Below are 17,348 nucleotides of genomic sequence, written 5' to 3'. Positions count from 1 at the left end.
TGCCTGTATGATAGCTAAATGGTTATTTAAGAGTCCCTTGAGATACAGAATTTCTTAGCTTGAATTTCGATATCTGTCGCTTGACCTTGCGCTCCACCCAAAGGTTGATGGATCATAATACGAGAGTTAGGAAGACTCATGCGTTTACCTTTTGCCCCAGCACTGAGGAGAAATGCTCCCATACTAGCTGCTAAACCAATACAAATAGTACAGACATCAGGACGAATTTGATTCATCGTATCAAAAATACCTAAGCCAGCCGACACGGAACCCCCAGGAGAGTTGATGTAAAGGTAAATGTCTTTATCAGGATCTTCTGCTTCGAGGAACAACAACTGAGCAACGATTAAATTAGAATTTTCATCTCTTACTTCTTGTCCCAGAAAGACAATACGTTCCCGTAAGAGACGAGAATAAATATCAAAGGCTCGTTCACCACGGCCAGAAGTTTCAATAACGGTTGGAATCATGGAGTCTCTATCTGTTTTATCGTTATCTTTGATTTTAGCGACTTTGTTCCCTTAACACCATAATTCTGATTTTTGAGTATTCTACCTGAGTTAGTATTGAATAACGTATGGCTTGATTACAAAACAATAAAGGGAGAAGATGTTTAAGCCTTTGTACTAAAAAATTAAATATCCTGTTTAAATGCACAACAACTTAGCATTAAAGCCCAACTTACGACCCAAAAAAGTGATGATACTTTTTTAGAACAAATCCTTAGTCGCTTGTATTTTTACACTATCAAGTTGCCCAATCTATAAACTGTATTTATACCTAATATAAGTATTCCTTTCGTTACAACCCTTTACAAACCGTTACAGATTCGTTATTATAGATATATACATACAAAAGGCAGACGCCGAAAGGCAAGAAAGCCTGATTTATCTGTACCTAGAAAATCAAATAGGAATTATACCATGACTACTACACTACAACAACGCGAGAGCGTTTCTTTGTGGGAACAGTTTTGTCAGTGGGTGACCAGCACCAACAACCGCATCTATGTCGGTTGGTTCGGTACCTTAATGATCCCCACCCTCTTAACTGCTACCACCTGTTTCATCATTGCTTTCATCGCTGCTCCTCCCGTGGACATCGATGGAATCCGTGAGCCTGTAGCTGGTTCTTTACTCTACGGAAACAACATCGTTTCTGGAGCGGTAGTACCTTCTTCTAACGCTATCGGTCTACATTTTTATCCCATCTGGGAAGCTGCTTCACTTGATGAGTGGCTTTACAACGGCGGTCCTTACCAGTTAGTAATTTTCCACTTCTTAATCGGAATCTTCTGCTACATGGGTCGTCAGTGGGAACTTTCCTACCGTTTAGGAATGCGTCCTTGGATCTGTGTTGCATATTCTGCACCTGTATCCGCAGCGACTGCAGTATTCTTAATCTACCCCATCGGACAAGGATCTTTCTCTGATGGAATGCCTTTAGGAATCTCCGGAACCTTCAACTTTATGTTCGTGTTCCAAGCTGAGCACAACATCTTAATGCACCCCTTCCATATGTTGGGTGTTGCTGGTGTATTCGGTGGATCTTTATTCTCCGCTATGCACGGTTCTTTAGTAACCTCTTCTTTAGTTCGTGAAACCACTGAAATCGAGTCTCAAAACTACGGTTATAAGTTCGGACAAGAAGAAGAAACCTACAACATCGTAGCTGCTCACGGTTACTTTGGTCGTTTAATCTTCCAATATGCTTCTTTCAACAACAGTCGTGCCTTGCACTTCTTCTTAGGAGCATGGCCTGTAATTGGTATTTGGTTCACCGCAATGGGTGTATCTACCATGGCCTTCAACTTAAACGGATTTAACTTCAACCAGTCCATTCTTGATTCTCAAGGTCGTGTAATCGGAACCTGGGCTGATGTATTAAACCGTGCAGGAATCGGAATGGAAGTAATGCACGAGCGTAACGCTCACAACTTCCCCTTAGACTTAGCTTCTGCTGAGCCTGTATCTGCTCCTGTCATCAATGGTTAATTCCTTGAAATTAACTAAATAATACAAAAAGCACTCCCAAATTTGGGGGTGCTTTTTTGTTGGGTTTGTTGAGCTAATTGATGAGACTATAGATACTGACAATCACAATGACAAGTTTAAGCATAAAATACTCCCTTAGCGAATATTTTGAGCAAGAAATACAATCGCAAACTCGCCTTATCAAATTTTAAATAATGTAAAGAAAAGTTACTACCTAATTTAAACATTTTACTAGCTATTTCCCACATAAAGATTTTTTTCCTTCAGAAGTCATTTGAGAACACCAATCATTCCTTTCTATCCATATATTTGTGTACTCTCTATATAAACCAACAGGATTAATACTGTTTTTGTTTCTCAAAGCAGGCATTGTTTTAATAATCATGTTTAATAATAATGTTCGTGTAGATAAGTCTTGTAAATTATAAGTATTATCAATTATCTGTAGAGTTTTTGTTTGATTAATTTATTATTTTCTTGTACTAAAATTTCATCTGTCAGTACAATAGGTGCAATGTATTTTAAATCCCTTATGTAATTTTGTACTCATTTATTCTCGGCTTCTTATTAGGTATCATCCTCCTTCTTTGGAACCGTTATCGCCTAAAAGCTCAATTAAAAGACGTTTTAACCGCATCTCCTGATACAGAAGATTTATTGGGTGCTTTACCCGCATTAACGCTCATTAAAAGAGAAATTGTTTATATTCAACAACAATATGACCAACAGCAACAAGAATTAAATCTCAAACAGCATATTTTAGATATTGCTCCTATTGCTTATTTACGGGTCGATGAAGAAAATCAATTATTATGGTGTAATCGACAAGCTCAGACCTTATTGCAGATTGATCGCTGGCAATCGGGACAAATTCGTTTACTGCTGGAATTGGTTCGTTCTTACGAACTCGATCAACTCATTGAACAAACGAGACAAATCCAAACCCCTCAAGTCAGTGAATGGACATTTTATCCCCCTAATTATGTAGCAAAAAGCCCCAAAAACCAGAATTATGAAGCAAAATACCTAAATAGTAGTTCTGTGGCTTTAAAAGGCTTTGGTTATCCCCTACCCCAAGGACAAATAGTTGTTTTTATTGAAAACCAACAACCCTTAGTGGACTTATCCCGTTCGAGCGATCGTGCTTTATCTGATCTGACCCATGAGTTACGCACTCCCCTAACTTCAATTGCTTTGGTTTCTGAGTGGTTAGAAGGTCGTTTACATGATCCCGAACGTCGTCGAGCGACCCAAATGCGACAGGAAACCCATCGTCTGATTAGTTTAGTTGAAGATTGGTTAGAATTAAGTCAATTACAAGATAATCCACATCAAAATTTATTCTTAGAACCAGTTGAATTAAAAGAAATTTTGTTAGCTGCGTGGCAAGTGTTAGATCCCCTCGCACAACAAAAACAAATTAATTTAAACACTCAAGGATTAGAAGAAGTAGAATGTTCGGGTGATCGCTCTCGTTTAATGCAGGTCTTTATTAATCTTTTTGATAATAGTATTAAACATAGTCCGACTCAAACTGAAATCATCGTAACTTTAACTGATAATTACGAAAAGCAAAGGATAGAAATTACTATTTTAGACCAAGGACTCGGTTTTTCAGAAAAGGATTTACCCCATATTTTTGATCGGTTATATCGGGGAGATCCCTCCCGAACCCGACAAGGAGTTGACAGCGATTCTTTACGTTCAGGGAGCGGTTTAGGACTAGCGATCGCTCAAGAAATTATACAGGCTCACGGGGGAACAATTACTGCAAAAAATCATCCTGATACTGGAGGGGCTTGGATACAAATTTCATTAACCAAAAGCAATTAAACCTTTGGTGATTTCTTAACTTTTTTATTTTAGATTATAAAATTTAGAACTAAATTTATGTTGCAATTTATTGTCGTTATAGTAGAAACAGAGCTATGCTAAAAATAGAATTAAACTAATTTTTAAACAAACGATGATTAGGTATAGGTTAAGAATAGTGTTGTGAATATCTCGTCCCCAGATAATTATCCCGAAAACACTCATTTTCAACGTTGTCTTAAACGACTTGAACAAGAAGTTTTGCGTATGGGAACTTTGGTTGAAGAATCTTTTCGACTGAGTCATCATGCCCTTTTTGAACGAGATATTGATGCAGCCCACAAAATTGCTATTTTAGATAAACAAATTGATCGCTACTATCGAAAAATCGAGTTAGACTGCGCTACATTAATGACCTTACAATCTCCTGTAGCTCAAGATTTACGTCTATTAAGTGCATTTATGCAGTTGGTCAGAGATTTAGAACGAATTGGAGACTATGCCAAAGATTTAGGAGAAATAGCAGTTAAATTGTTTCCCTACGAAACCCACAATTGCATGACAGAAATTGCTGTGATGTCGAACCATGCTCAAATGATGTTAGCGACTAGTTTAGTGGCTTTAGCAGACTTAGATGCAGGGGCAGGAAAAAGAGTGAAAAAGTTAGATGATACAGTAGATGATGCTTATGATCATCTTTATCATCACTTAGCTTATCAGCGAGATGTCCTCGGGGTAATCGAGCCGTTTTTACTGCTTGCTCTGATTATTCGTCACTTAGAAAGAATGGCTGATCATGCTACTAACATTGCTCAGCGTGTTTCTTATATTGTGACCGGTCATCGTGGTTAAGGAAGTTGGTACTAATTTTGGTACTAATTACTGGAATTTTAATGTAGAATTTTAATTGGGAGATAATGATATGGTCATGTTCTCTTAACGAATAAACTAAAATTGTGATTAAAGCTTGAATTGTGATTCAAAAACAATCAAGCTTATTAGTTAGGTGTGAGGAAAGTGAAAATGTGGAAATTATTTTCCCAATGTTTGAAAATGACTTCAGGGGTAGCAGCCCTATCGGTCATCGCAGCCCAAAGTGCGATCGCTGCTCCCGATGAAAGCCAAATGAATACAACCCAAGGGGATGTTATGTCCCCTGACGAAGCTTTAGGCATTTTACAAAATCGTCCTACTCTGAAGACTCCCTTAAACAGAGATACCAGTAAACAGTTTACTGACGCTACCACAGGCAATGGAATGTCTCAGGTCACCAGTATTTCTGAATTACGGGACGTTTCTCCAACGGATTGGGCTTATGAAGCTTTAAGAAGCCTTGTCGAGCGTTATGGATGTATTGTGGGTTATCCTGATCGGACTTTCCGAGGCAACCGTGCTACTTCTCGTTGGGAATTTGCAGCCGGTTTGAATGCCTGTTTAAACACCATGGAACGGTTGATCCAAGAAAATGTAGCCGTTTTACGGGAAGACATCGAAAGATTGAAGCGGTTGGCACAGGAATTTGAGCAAGAATTGATTGCTTTGGGTGCAAGGGTAGATAACTTAGAAGAACGGGTCGCGTTCTTAGAAGACCACCAGTTTTCGACCACCACCAAATTAAGCGGTGAAGTCCTGTTTACGGTTTCCTCGGCCTCTGGTGAAAGAGCCATTGATTCACGTCAACGAGACTTATTTGAGCAAGGGATGCTCGATCCAGCAGCAAGAAGACGTATTGATGATAATGCAACCCTTGGTTTCCGAACTCGTCTTAATTTTGATACCAGTTTTACTGGAAACGACCGTTTAAGAACAAGGATTGAAACAGGAAATATCGTCAACTACAGTCCGGCAACAGGAACCGTAATGGCCAGATTGGGACACGATATTTTTAATGATGCCGATGTTGCGATCGGAGACTTGTACTACCGCTTCTCTGTAGGCGAGTTAACCACTTGGGTAGGAACTAGCTCCCTGGACATTGACGATATATTTGATGTAGGGACTCCTTTCTTAGCTAGTTCTGGAACTGGGGCTTTGTCTCGGTTTATTCGTCGTAACCCTTTAGTATTCCGTGGTCCTGAAGGTATTGGGGGTGGTTTCTCCTATAATATGTTTAATGACCTTGTGGCGATTCGCGGTTTATATCTCTCAGCCGATGGTAATAGTCCTGATTTAGGAGAAGGTTTATTTAACGGTTCCTATAGTGCTGGGGGTCAGTTAGGACTATATCCCACCGATAGCTTAGATTTCACCTTTACTTATCTTCTCTCTTACTTCCCTGAAGGAGATGTGAATACCTCCTCTAGTAACGGTAGCCGTGTAGCAAGTGATCCTTTCTTAGAAGCACCTACCCTTCGGGATAGTTACGGTATTCAAGGGGACTGGCGAATTAATGAAATGTTCCACTTGACAGCTTGGGGGGGTTATGCGTTAGCTCGCGCCCAAGGGCAAGATGAAGATGGTGTTGATCGCAGTGGCTATGGGGCTGATTTATGGACTTGGAGTGCTGCCCTATCTGTTATTGATATTTTCAAAGAAGGAGCTGTCTTTTCCGTTGCCGGTGGTCAATTTGTTACGGCTGAACGTATTGACGCTTACCCTGGGGATCTCAGAGTTCCTGATAAGGACACTCCCTACATCATTGAAGCTCAATATCAATATCCTCTCAACGATAATATTTTGTTAACCCCTGGTTTCTATGTTGTGATTAATCCTGAAGGGGATGAATTTAACAATAGTATCTGGGTAGGTGCGCTGCGGACAACCTTCAAGTTCTAAATTTTAATTAAAATACTTCAAGTGTTGGCCTTTCCTAATAATGGGAGGGTTTTTCTTTTTGATTTCTTCCTTATCGAATTTTTAACCCTTTATTGAAAAAAGTATTTTATAATATGTATTATTTGCTATTGCAAGATCCTTACTCGTCTCAAGGTTAGCAATGCAATACCCCTCTTACTATCTTATGTCGATACTAACCGAGTCAAGAAAGCTATAATTTGCAGCCCATCGACAAAGCCACGTTTTCTGACATAGATGATTACTCAACACAATCAAACTTATTTCTTTCTTAGGTGTGAGGAAAGTGAAAATGTGGAAATTATTTTCCCAATGTTTGAAAATGACTTCAGGGGTAGCAGCCCTATCAGTCATCGCAGCCCAAAGTGCGATCGCTGCTCCCGATGAAAGCCAAATGAATACAACCCAAGGGGATGTTATGTCCCCCGAAGAAGCCTTAGGCATCTTACAAAATCGTCCGACGCTCAAAACTCCCTTAAACCGAGATACCAGTAAACAGTTTCGGGATGGGACTACAGGCAATGGAATGTCTCAAGTAACCAGTATTTCTGAGTTAAGAGACGTTTCACCTACAGATTGGGCTTACGAAGCCTTAAGAAGCCTGGTAGAGCGTTATGGATGTATTGTGGGTTATCCTGACCGCACCTTTAGAGGCAACCGCGCTACTTCTCGTTGGGAATTTGCAGCCGGTTTGAATGCCTGTTTAAACACCATGGAACGGTTGATCCAAGAGAATGTAGCCGTTTTACGGGAAGACATTGAAAGATTGAAGCGGTTGGCCCAAGAATTTGAGCAAGAATTGATTGCTTTGGGTGCAAGGGTGAGTAACTTAGAAGAACGGGTAGCGTTCTTAGAAGAACACCAGTTTTCTACCACCACTAAATTAAACGGTGAAGTCCTCTTTACCTTCTCTACTGCAGCAGGGGAAAGGGCGATTGATTCTCGTCAAAGAGATGCCATTTTTAACTTTGGAGCAGACGGACGAGCAGCCACCCGACGACCTGATGATAATGCTACTTTAGCCTTTCGGACTCGTCTTAATTTCGACACGGCATTCTACGGAAAAGACCGTTTAAGGGTTCGTTTTCAGTCAGGAAATATTCCTAGATGGGATCGGGCAACCGGAACCACTATGGCCCGCTTAGGTCACGATGGGCCCAGCGATGCAGATGTTCGATTCGATGATGTTTACTATCGCTTCCCCATTGGCAACTTCCGAGGTTTCATCGGAACCAGTGCTATGGATATTGACAACATCTTTGATGTAGGAAACCCCTTTCTGCAAGAATCTGGAACAGGATCTTTGTCTCGCTTCATGCGTTACAATCCTCTGGTATTCCGTGGAAATGAAGGGATTGGAGGAGGCTTTGACTATAGCTTATTCGACAGTAAAGTAGTGGTCAGAGGTCTGTATTTAGCTCCCAATGGAAATAGTCCTGATCTCGGACAAGGTATGTTTAACGGTAGCTATAGTGCTGGGGGTCAGTTAGGGATTTATGCCGTTGATAATTTCGACTTTACCTTTACCTATGTGAGTACCTTCTATGCAGGAACCGGTGATCCTCAAAGAGATAGTAACGTTAATACCTCACAAAGTAATGGTAGCCGTGTCGCCAGTGATCCCTTCCTCAATGCACCCACTTTAACCGATAATTATGGGATTCAAGGAGATTGGCGAATTAATGATAAGTTCCACCTAACGGCTTGGGGAGGATATGGTTTAGCCCGCGCCCAAGGACAAGATAGAAATGGAAACGATCGCAGTGGCTACGGGGCTGACTTATGGACTTGGAGTGCTAACCTATCTGTCGTTGATGTGTTTAAAGAAGGGGCTGTTATTAACGTTGGTGGTGGTCAGTATGTTACAGCAGAACGCATTGATGCCCGTACAGGAGACTTAAGAGTTCCTGATAAGGATACGCCTTATATCATTCAAGCTCAGTATATGTATCCTCTCAACGACAATATTTTGTTAACCCCTGGTTTCTATGTGGTTATTAATCCTGAAGGGGATGAAGATAACAATAGTATCTGGGTAGGGGCTTTACGAACAACCTTTAAGTTCTAAGGGAACACTAAGCAGTCCCTAATAACTGATAATAAACTAACAGTTTAAACGACTGAAATTGTCAAACCTTCCCATAAATGGGAGGGTTTTCTTTTTTTACCTTTTTTTATTCAATTTTTAACCATTTATTAAAAATAAGCTTCTAAAATGAACTCTGTTTATTGTTTAGAGATTCTGACGTTGACGAGAATTGCATAATCATAACTATCTTGCTATCTTATGTCAATAGGAATCAAGCTAAAAAGGCTATAATCTATAGCTGCCCAATAAAATTCTCTATTTTGCTTGAGATTGTGACTCAAAACAATCGAGATTATTTCTTAGGTGTGAGGAAAGTGAAAATGTGGAAATTATTTTCCCAATGTTTGAAAATGACTTCAGGGGTAGCAGCCCTATCAGTCATCGCAGCCCAAAGTGCGATCGCTGCTCCCGATGAAAACCAAATGAATACAACCCAAGGGGATGTTATGTCCCCTGACGAAGCCTTAGGCATCCTACAAAATCGTCCTACTCTGAAGACTCCCTTAAACCGAGATACCAGTAAACAGTTTCGCGATGGAACTACAGGCAACGGAATGTCTCAAGTCACCAGTATTTCTGAATTACGGGACGTTTCTCCAACGGATTGGGCTTATGAAGCTTTAAGAAGCCTTGTTGAGCGTTATGGATGTATTGTGGGTTATCCTGACCGCACCTTTAGAGGCAACCGCGCTACTTCTCGTTGGGAATTTGCAGCCGGTTTGAATGCCTGTTTAAACACCATGGAACGGTTGATCCAAGAGAATGTAGCCGTTTTACGGGAAGACATTGAAAGATTGAAGCGGTTGGCACAGGAATTTGAGCAAGAATTGATTGCTTTGGGTGCAAGGGTGAGTAACTTAGAAGAACGGGTCGCGTTCTTAGAAGAACACCAATTTTCTACTACCACCAAATTGAACGGTGAAGTCCTCTTTACCTTCTCTACTGCAGCAGGGGAAAGGGCGATTGATTCTCGTCAAAGCGATGCGATTGATAACTTTGGACGAGCTATGCCCAATGCTACCCGACGACCTGATGATAATGCCACTTTAGCCTTTCGGACTCGACTCAATTTTGACACTGCATTCTATGGAAAAGACCGTTTAAGGGTTCGTTTTCAAGCAGGAACCATTCCCAGATGGGATCGGGCAACCGGAACCACCATGGCCCGTTTAGGACATGATGCTTCTACAGATGCTGATGTTGAATTCGATGATGTTTACTACCGCTTCCCCATTGGCAACTTCCGTGGGTTTGTGGGAACCAGTGCATTAGACATTGACAATATTTTCGATGTAGGAAACCCCTTTTTAGCTAGTTCTGGTACGGGTGCGTTATCTCGCTTTGTACGTCGTAATCCTCTAATATTCCGTGGACCTGAAGGGATTGGTGCTGGTGCTGAATACAAACTATTTGACGATTTGTTTGTAGTCAGGGGTCTATATTTATCGGAAGATGGTAATAGTCCAGACTTAGGAGAAGGTTTATTTAATGGCTCCTATAGTGCTGGGGGTCAGTTAGGGGTTTATCCTACAGATAGTCTTTCCTTTAGCTTTACCTATCTTCTTTCCTATTTTTCAGAGGGTAATGTTAATACCACTTCTAGTAACGGTAGTCGTGTAGCAAGTGATCCTTTCTTCGATGCAGCTACCCTTCGGGATAGTTACGGTATCACAGGGGACTGGCGCATTAATGATACATTCCATCTATATGCTACTGGTGCCTACGCTTTAGCTCGCGCTCAAGGATATGCAAATCCTGCGAATGGAGATGATCGTCGTGGTTTAGGGGCTGATTTATGGACTTGGACAGCTATTTTGTCTATGGTTGATTTGTTTAAAGAAGGTGCTGTGCTTTCTGTCGGTGGTGGACAATATGTTACTGCTGAACGGGTTGAGACGCTTCCTGGAGATTTACAGTCAATTGATAAGGATACTCCTTACATCATTGAAGCTCAATATCAGTACCCTCTCAATGACAATATCTTGTTAACTCCTGGTTTCTATGTGGTTATTAATCCTGAAGGGGATGAAGATAACAATAGTATCTGGGTAGGGGCTTTACGAACAACCTTTAAGTTCTAAGGGAACAGGAGACTGATATCTTGCACCTTCGATCAAACTAGCTAGTTTAGAGACATCTTCCCAAACCCCTTTTGAAAGAGGGGTTTGGAAGTTTTGCTGCAGGGTTGACGGGGTGACAAGAATCGGGAAAAACTGAGCAAATCAAGATTTCAGACTTTGAGTTGACTAAAAAATCAACATATTTAATAACTGCTGATGTTGACAGGGTGACAAGAGTTGGAAAAGGCTCACCGTAAGAACTTTATTCGTGTTCGCTACAAATCCTCATGACTTGACTTTATTTTGGGAAATTCAAAGCACCTTGTCCCCCTTCGTCGAACTCAGGTTCTTGATTTTAACCTAATGTCGGACAGAATTCCCTTTGCAACAGAGAAAACGCGGTCCAAGAGAATCATGTTGGGTTTCATTCTTCAACCCAATATACTAGCGCGTCCACTCTAATTTGTTGGGTACACAGAGAACTAAGTTAGAACATTACTGTAAGGTGGGCATTGCCCACCCTACAACGGATTTAAAACAACATTTCTAAATCTAAATTAGACGCAACATGAGCTAGTTTACTAATATCTTTGATATTTTCTAAGTAGGGAATCATGCCCAAAACAGGAGTTTGTGTTAGAGACTTGATTAAAGTTATGGGGACAAAATTAACAATTTCTTCGTCAGAAAGGGGACGAGGACAACTGAAAATAATCCCTTTTAAATTAACTTTACACTGACGGGCTAAAGCAACATTAGCAACGGTTTGAGCGATCGCTCCTAACTTCACAGGAACCACCAAAACTGTTGGTAAACGCCACTCTCCTGCGAGATCAGCTACCGTTAACTCCCAGGTAACAGGAGAGCCTAAACCCCCAAGTCCTTCAGCTAAAACGAAGTTTTTGCGCTGTTGTAGGTCATTTAACCCTTGCCAGACCTGATCTAAAGGAATTAAGCGGTTTTCCCTCTCAGCAGCTACAGGAGGAGCCACAGGAGTATCATATAGTAAGGGGTTGACCACTTCCACATCAGGCAATAACCGTTGATAATATTCTAAGTCCCCTGTACCGGTTTGCACTAATTTGATCACCCCTAAGGACTCAGAGGGGTGATAGGTTTGCCAATAAGCAGCTAAAGCGGAGGTAATCACCGTTTTACCTACTTCTGTATCGGTTCCAACGATTAAGAGAGTTGTCATGTTAATCTGTTTCTAAAGCTGCGATCGCTTGTTTGGTCTGTCCTTTGTCTGGTTTTTCATCTTCGCATACTTCAAAGGTTTTTTGACACGCTTCTGGCCACCGTAATACTTGTAAGCAAAGATCGGCGATCGCTTCTCGACTGACTTGGCCTTTTAAATTATCCCCTTGCTCAAATATTAAAGCTTTATTACCAGGTTTTTCTGTCAACGCACAAGGTCGAATAATCGTATAGTTCAAGCCACTTTCACGCAGTACCTCTTCCCCTTTTAATTTCCAGGTGAGAATACCACCCAGTTTGTCGTTCATTTTTACGGCAGGAGGTTGTTCTTCTAAGTTAAGATCAGATCGACCCGGACGCGTAACACCAGCAGAACTAATTAAAATAAATTGTGGTGTATTTGCACTTCCTCCGTAAGCTTTAATAGAAGTCACTTCTAGACGAAACAAACCAGGCGAAAACTTAGGGTTTAACGCTCCATCATACTCAAATTTTGTTTGCATTAACTGCATAGAATAGACGCAACTGGGATCAAAGTTACCCATTTCTGGCACGGTTTTGGCCCGAAAAACGGGAATTAACTCAGAAAAGGGAATGCGAACTGTTGTCGGCGTATTATTAAATGTATCAAAGGAGTAACTATAACCCACACCATCCCATTTACCTTCGCAACGAATGATAAACTTATACCGTTTGCCGTCTCCTTGCACTCTTAATTCTATGCCTTCATAATGGGATAAGTCTAAGGGTGGGGTTAAATTTTTAGTTCTCACGGAGGCAAACCCCCCATTATTAGCAGTTGAAACATTACCAGAAAACACTGCTTTATTTTGTTCTAAGCGAATACTGCTTTCACTCACTCCTCCCATTACTACGTCATCCACTGCACCCCAGGTGTCTTTTATTTGTTCTGTAGGATGGGTAAAATCGAATAATAATTTTGTATCGGATCTTATATATTTTTTCACCTTTTCGGTTAAATTTTTCATCCCTAAATATTCAACTTCTTGGGGACTGTCTACTACTTGAGGCATATAAAACTTAGTTCCCTGATAATATTTATCACGGTTAGGGGTATCCCCCTCGACTGGTTGAACACGGGTTCCTACACAGGAGATAACTGCTGAAACATTGTCTAACAGTCGGGGGGTCAAAGTTTCGGGACGGGTAACATCTCCTTGAACCAGTTCTACTCTTTCATCAAAGAGACTTTTCGCAGCTTCTTTGTCCCTGACTAATGCGCGAACGTGATAATTTTGTGACAATAAACGAGCAACCACACGCTTACCGACACCCCCTGTTGCTCCTGTAACTAATATCATACCCATAGTGCTATTTTTTTGTTTTGGTGAGATGCGATTATTTTTTTTGAATCGTTTTTGCAGATCACTAATAAAAGGAATTAACTCAAAGTCGTTTAATGTTGTAATAAAACGTCGGAAGTCCCAAGGTTTTCGTTTTTTTTCACTCATGATATTATCTCCGATTTATTGCTCTTTTATTAAGATAACAATTCTCACTACTTATTTAAGCGCAGCTTTCTATTGAAGCACAAACTTCTCTCAATAGCTTGAGGAAATTAAGAAATAAACAAAAAAATAACTAAATCAATAACAAAAAAGGCTGCGAAAAGCAGCCTTTTTCTATGTTCAATCAAACTCTAAATCTTTAAAAGTTTAATCAATTTCTGGTGCAACAAACGCCGTTGAAGCTAACTCTTCCTCGATATTATTTTGACGAGACATTTCTTGTCGTTGAGCAATGGTAGGTAACGCAGAACGAGCTTTAGAAGCAACTTCTACAGTTTTCACATCGTAAGTTGTAGTGGCTAACTTAGGATATAAACCAATACCAATGATAGGTAATAACAAACAAGCAGTGATCAAAACTTCACGAGGTTTAGCATCTAAGCTAAAGCCATCTAACTTTAACCCTTCATTCTTTTCTCCGTAGAAAACAACCCGTAACATTGATAGGAGATAGATGGGAGTTAAAATTAAGCCCACCGCAGTTAAAAAGATAACCACTGTTTTAAAAGTGGAACTATAGACATCACTATTAGCTACACCTAAGAATACGGTTAATTCTGCCACAAAGCCACTCATTCCAGGTAATGCTAAAGAAGCCATAGAGGCTGCGGTAAATAAAGCGAAAGTTTTGGGCATTTTCTTAGCTAAACCACCCATTTCGTCCATCATTAAGGTATGAGTGCGTTCGTAAGTGCTACCACAAAGGAAGAATAAGGCTGCTGCAATTAAACCATGAGATACCATCTGTAAAACAGCCCCATTCATTCCTAACTCGGTAAAAGATGAAATTCCAATAAGAACAAACCCCATATGAGATATAGAAGAAGAAGCGAGACGACGCTTAAGGTTGGTTTGACCAAAAGCGGTAAACGCCCCGTAAACTACGTTAACCACTCCTAAAATAAGCAGTAAGGGAGCAAATTTAATATGGGCATCCGGTAACATTTCAATGTTGAAGCGAATTAACCCATAACCACCCATTTTCAACAAAACACCAGCTAAAATCATAGACACTGGAGACGAAGCTTGACTATGAGCATCGGGTAACCAAGTATGCAAGGGGAAAATCGGAAGTTTCACACCGAAAGCGATTAAAAATCCTGCATAAGCCAATACTTCTAGTGCCAGAGGATAGTCTTTCATTCCTAACTGCGCCATATCAAAGGTAACAGCGTCACCGTAGAACGCCATACCGAGGGCTGCTACTAATATAAAGATAGAAGCAAGGGCTGTATATAAAATAAATTTTGTGGCTGCATAAAGACGCTTGTTGCCACCCCAAATAGAAATTAATATATAGACGGGGACTAACTCTAGTTCCCACATAAAGAAGAACAATAGTAAGTCTTGTGCAGCAAATACGCCCATTTGCGCGCTATACAGCACCAGCATGAGAAAATAAAATAAACGAGGCTTTTTCTCGACTCTCCAAGATGCTAGTAACGCTAAAGTTGTGATCAGTCCTGATAATACAATTAAAGGCATCGATAACCCATCGATACCTACTGACCAATTTAAACCTAGCTGAGGAACCCAAGGATAGGTTTCTTGTAGTTGAAAACGGCTGTTATTAAAGTTGTATTGGTCGAAAACGGCGTATATCGTTAACGCGAAGTTGAATAAACCCACCCCTAAAGCATACCAACGGACGGTTTTTCCTTCTTTGTCGGGGATTAAAGGAATGGCAAAAGCGGCCACTAAAGGGACAAGAATGATTGCTGTGAGCCAGGGAATTTCGGTAATAACCATAAGCTGGTAATAAATACTCAGATTTGCTTGCCACTATTATATAAACTTTTGTAACGATTTGAAAAGAGATGTTACTTAAAAATTTTCTAGGATTATTATTGATTTTAATCTATGTAATTTTTATTTTTCATTTAAAAAAAACAATGTGTACTGTAATACTTGTTTGCTTAAACCTGGGCAAACAAATGTTCGCCATTACGGGTAATATAGATTATTGTTGATAGTTCAAAAGTCAAACATGGTAATTTGTTTTAGGAGACAAATTTATGAAAGCTTATTGAATAAGCATCGGAGAGTTAAATCTTGGGCGTTGAATTAAGAAGTTACGTTTATCTAGATCGGTTACAATCTCAACACGCGGCCTACATTGGAACCGTTGCATTAGGCTTTTTGCCGTTGCCAGGGGATGCTTCTTTATGGATAGAAATTTCTCCAGGAATAGAAATTAATCGTATTACTGATGTGGCTTTAAAATCGGCTGTTGTTCGTCCTGGAGTTCAATTTGTCGAACGACTTTATGGCCTCTTAGAAATTCATTCAACTAACCAAGGAGAAACCAAAGCAGCAGGACAAGCTATTTTAGCTGCTTTAGGAGTTAAACGGCGAGACTGTCTCAAACCAAGGGTCGTTTCTAGCCAAATCATTCGCAATATCGACGCTTATCAAGCACAATTAGTCAATCGCAACCGACGAGGACAAATGTTACTCGCAGGACAAACACTATACGTCCTGGAAGTACAACCGGCGGCCTATGCAGCTTTAGCTGCCAACGAAGCCGAAAAAGCTGCTTTTATCAATATTTTGCAGGTTTCGGCTATTGGTAGTTTCGGACGGTTATATTTAGGAGGAGAAGAAAGAGACATTATTGCAGGATCTCAAGCCATTTTAGCGTCTTTAGAAAATGTTCCAGGACGAGAACATGGTCAAACGTCGAATGAGTGAATCAATAGGTGAGGGTTTCAACAACAAAGAAGGTAATCGAATGGTAGGGATTATGTAAAGTGGTAGCCATCGGCGAAAATAGTTAAGGATTATTAGTAAAAAATAATCTAGCCCCGGCGGTGACAATCGCACCACCCAAAAGGACAATCAATGCCCAAACTTGACTCTTTTGGGTTCCTTCAACCACCTTCAACCGGTTATCTATCCCCTCGACTTTCTCCGTTAAGGTAGCCATCTTAACCTCAATACCCCCTATTTTTTCTGATTGCTTATCTATTTTGTCATCAAGCTTATCTAACTTGTCCTCAATGCGCTTGAGAATGTCTGCTGTGGTATAAGTAACGGTAGATGGTTCATTCATGAGTTATACTCCTAGTAGTATGTTTGATGATGTCCCTTGGTGACCGCCAGGGGACTACTTTTATTTTAGATAACAATCTATGTCAGAAAATTGCTAGAAAATATAGGTTAAATTAATTAAACATGATCAAAGTCCAATGCAAGGATCAATGAAACCATTATTACAATTATCTAACCTAGGCTTAAGTGATCCTTTAGGCAGACATCAGTTATTAGAAAATATTTCTTTTACCGTTAATAAGGGCGATCGCTTGGCTATTGTTGGCCCGTCAGGATCGGGTAAAACGACTCTATTACGTTTGATTAATCGTTTACTAGATCCAACTACGGGATCAATTTTATTTGAATCTCAACCCTTACAACAATTTCAGGTTATCCCTTTACGTCAAAAAATTGTTTTAGTTCCCCAAGAACCGAAATTATTAGGGATGACAGTTCACGAAACCCTAGCTTATCCCCTAAAATTACAGAAGTTATCCAAAACTGAAATTAATCAACGACTGGAATACTGGCGATCGCAATTATCTATTCCTGATGATTGGTTAGAACGCAATGAGTTACAACTATCTTTAGGACAAAGACAACTTATCACTATTGTCAGGGGTTTAATGATGCAACCTACATTATTATTATTAGATGAACCGACTTCTGCTTTAGATCGTGACAAAGCTTTGCAACTCATCGAAGTGTTAAATACTATAACAACAAACACTAAAATGACCGTTCTTATGGTAAACCATCAATTAGAACTCGTAGAAAAATTTACAACACAAGTTTTAAAATTAAATCAAGGCAAACTAAAACAGTGATCGGTAAACAGTGG

The 17,348-nt window shown here is 40.2% G+C and carries 12 protein-coding genes and 1 pseudogene; 8 read left to right on the top strand and 5 right to left on the bottom strand.

The genetic code is table 11. The features are described 5' to 3' along the window. A pseudogene (locus tag CY0110_RS06830) lies at window positions 1-470 on the bottom strand (ATP-dependent Clp protease proteolytic subunit); the annotation flags it as partial. Window positions 471-923: 453 nt separating this feature from the next. Here CY0110_RS06830 and psbA point away from each other — a divergent pair. The 6 genes from psbA (at window position 924) to CY0110_RS06800 (ending at window position 10,769) form a co-directional block, all read left to right on the top strand. Continuing rightward, a complete protein-coding gene (psbA, locus tag CY0110_RS06825) occupies window positions 924-1,994 on the top strand; it encodes a photosystem II q(b) protein (RefSeq protein WP_008274631.1) in 1,071 nt (356 codons plus the stop codon). 540 nt (window positions 1,995-2,534) lie between these two features. Continuing rightward, window positions 2,535-3,827 carry a sensor histidine kinase gene (locus CY0110_RS06820; RefSeq protein ID WP_008274630.1) on the top strand — a complete coding sequence of 431 codons (1,293 nt, stop codon included), beginning with the start codon at window positions 2,535-2,537 and terminating at the stop codon, window positions 3,825-3,827. A gap of 162 nt (window positions 3,828-3,989) precedes the next feature. Further along, entirely contained in the window at window positions 3,990-4,658 is a 669-nt protein-coding gene (gene phoU / locus CY0110_RS06815) for a phosphate signaling complex protein PhoU (protein WP_008274629.1), read from the top strand. 171 nt (window positions 4,659-4,829) lie between these two features. Beyond that, window positions 4,830-6,581, top strand: coding sequence for an iron uptake porin (locus CY0110_RS06810; RefSeq protein ID WP_008274628.1), 1,752 nt, complete (start codon window positions 4,830-4,832; stop codon window positions 6,579-6,581). Between the two features lie 310 nt (window positions 6,582-6,891). Next, window positions 6,892-8,667 (top strand): iron uptake porin, encoded by a 1,776-nt coding sequence (locus tag CY0110_RS06805; RefSeq protein ID WP_008274627.1) that lies wholly within the window; start codon window positions 6,892-6,894, stop codon window positions 8,665-8,667. 341 nt (window positions 8,668-9,008) lie between these two features. Continuing rightward, entirely contained in the window at window positions 9,009-10,769 is a 1,761-nt protein-coding gene (locus CY0110_RS06800; RefSeq protein WP_008274626.1) for an iron uptake porin, read from the top strand. Window positions 10,770-11,280: 511 nt separating this feature from the next. Here CY0110_RS06800 and bioD read toward each other — a convergent pair. From bioD to CY0110_RS06785, 3 genes are all read right to left on the bottom strand, one after another. Beyond that, window positions 11,281-11,946: a dethiobiotin synthase gene (gene bioD / locus CY0110_RS06795; protein WP_008274625.1), complete on the bottom strand. Its 666-nt coding sequence runs from the start codon at window positions 11,944-11,946 to the stop codon at window positions 11,281-11,283. 1 nt (window position 11,947) lies between these two features. Continuing rightward, window positions 11,948-13,417 (bottom strand): CIA30 family protein, encoded by a 1,470-nt coding sequence (locus CY0110_RS06790; protein WP_008274624.1) that lies wholly within the window; start codon window positions 13,415-13,417, stop codon window positions 11,948-11,950. A 204-nt stretch (window positions 13,418-13,621) separates the two neighbouring features. Next, a complete protein-coding gene (locus tag CY0110_RS06785) occupies window positions 13,622-15,223 on the bottom strand; it encodes an NAD(P)H-quinone oxidoreductase subunit 4 (RefSeq protein WP_008274623.1) in 1,602 nt (533 codons plus the stop codon). Window positions 15,224-15,526: 303 nt separating this feature from the next. On the opposite strand from CY0110_RS06785, the gene CY0110_RS06780 reads away from it, so the two are divergent. Continuing rightward, window positions 15,527-16,165: a hypothetical protein gene (locus CY0110_RS06780; RefSeq protein ID WP_008274622.1), complete on the top strand. Its 639-nt coding sequence runs from the start codon at window positions 15,527-15,529 to the stop codon at window positions 16,163-16,165. Between the two features lie 82 nt (window positions 16,166-16,247). On the opposite strand, the gene CY0110_RS06775 is transcribed toward CY0110_RS06780, so the two are convergent. Further along, window positions 16,248-16,526: a hypothetical protein gene (locus CY0110_RS06775; protein ID WP_008274621.1), complete on the bottom strand. Its 279-nt coding sequence runs from the start codon at window positions 16,524-16,526 to the stop codon at window positions 16,248-16,250. A 136-nt stretch (window positions 16,527-16,662) separates the two neighbouring features. On the opposite strand from CY0110_RS06775, the gene CY0110_RS06770 reads away from it, so the two are divergent. After that, the gene (locus CY0110_RS06770; protein ID WP_008274620.1) at window positions 16,663-17,334 is read left to right on the top strand and encodes an ABC transporter ATP-binding protein; all 672 of its coding nucleotides are present in this window, start codon (window positions 16,663-16,665) and stop codon (window positions 17,332-17,334) included. Window positions 17,335-17,348 lie beyond the last annotated feature (14 nt).

The organism is Crocosphaera chwakensis CCY0110, assembly GCF_000169335.1.
GTDB classification, from domain to species: Bacteria; Cyanobacteriota; Cyanobacteriia; order Cyanobacteriales; family Microcystaceae; genus Crocosphaera; species Crocosphaera chwakensis.
Note: the sequence above shows the minus strand (reverse complement) of the source record. Positions and strands in the feature narration are given on the sequence as shown.

Excerpts from the sequence above, each read along its gene's own strand:
- psbA (WP_008274631.1), top strand. The coding sequence starts at position 924 with ATGACTACTACACTACAACAACGCGAGAGCGTTTCTTTGTGGGAACAG.
- CY0110_RS06810 (WP_008274628.1), top strand. The coding sequence starts at position 4,830 with ATGTGGAAATTATTTTCCCAATGTTTGAAAATGACTTCAGGGGTAGCA.
- CY0110_RS06805 (WP_008274627.1), top strand. The coding sequence starts at position 6,892 with ATGTGGAAATTATTTTCCCAATGTTTGAAAATGACTTCAGGGGTAGCA.
- CY0110_RS06800 (WP_008274626.1), top strand. The coding sequence starts at position 9,009 with ATGTGGAAATTATTTTCCCAATGTTTGAAAATGACTTCAGGGGTAGCA.
- bioD (WP_008274625.1), bottom strand. The coding sequence starts at position 11,946 with ATGACAACTCTCTTAATCGTTGGAACCGATACAGAAGTAGGTAAAACG.
- CY0110_RS06790 (WP_008274624.1), bottom strand. The coding sequence starts at position 13,417 with ATGAGTGAAAAAAAACGAAAACCTTGGGACTTCCGACGTTTTATTACA.
- CY0110_RS06785 (WP_008274623.1), bottom strand. The coding sequence starts at position 15,223 with ATGGTTATTACCGAAATTCCCTGGCTCACAGCAATCATTCTTGTCCCT.
- CY0110_RS06775 (WP_008274621.1), bottom strand. The coding sequence starts at position 16,526 with ATGAATGAACCATCTACCGTTACTTATACCACAGCAGACATTCTCAAG.
- CY0110_RS06770 (WP_008274620.1), top strand. The coding sequence starts at position 16,663 with ATGCAAGGATCAATGAAACCATTATTACAATTATCTAACCTAGGCTTA.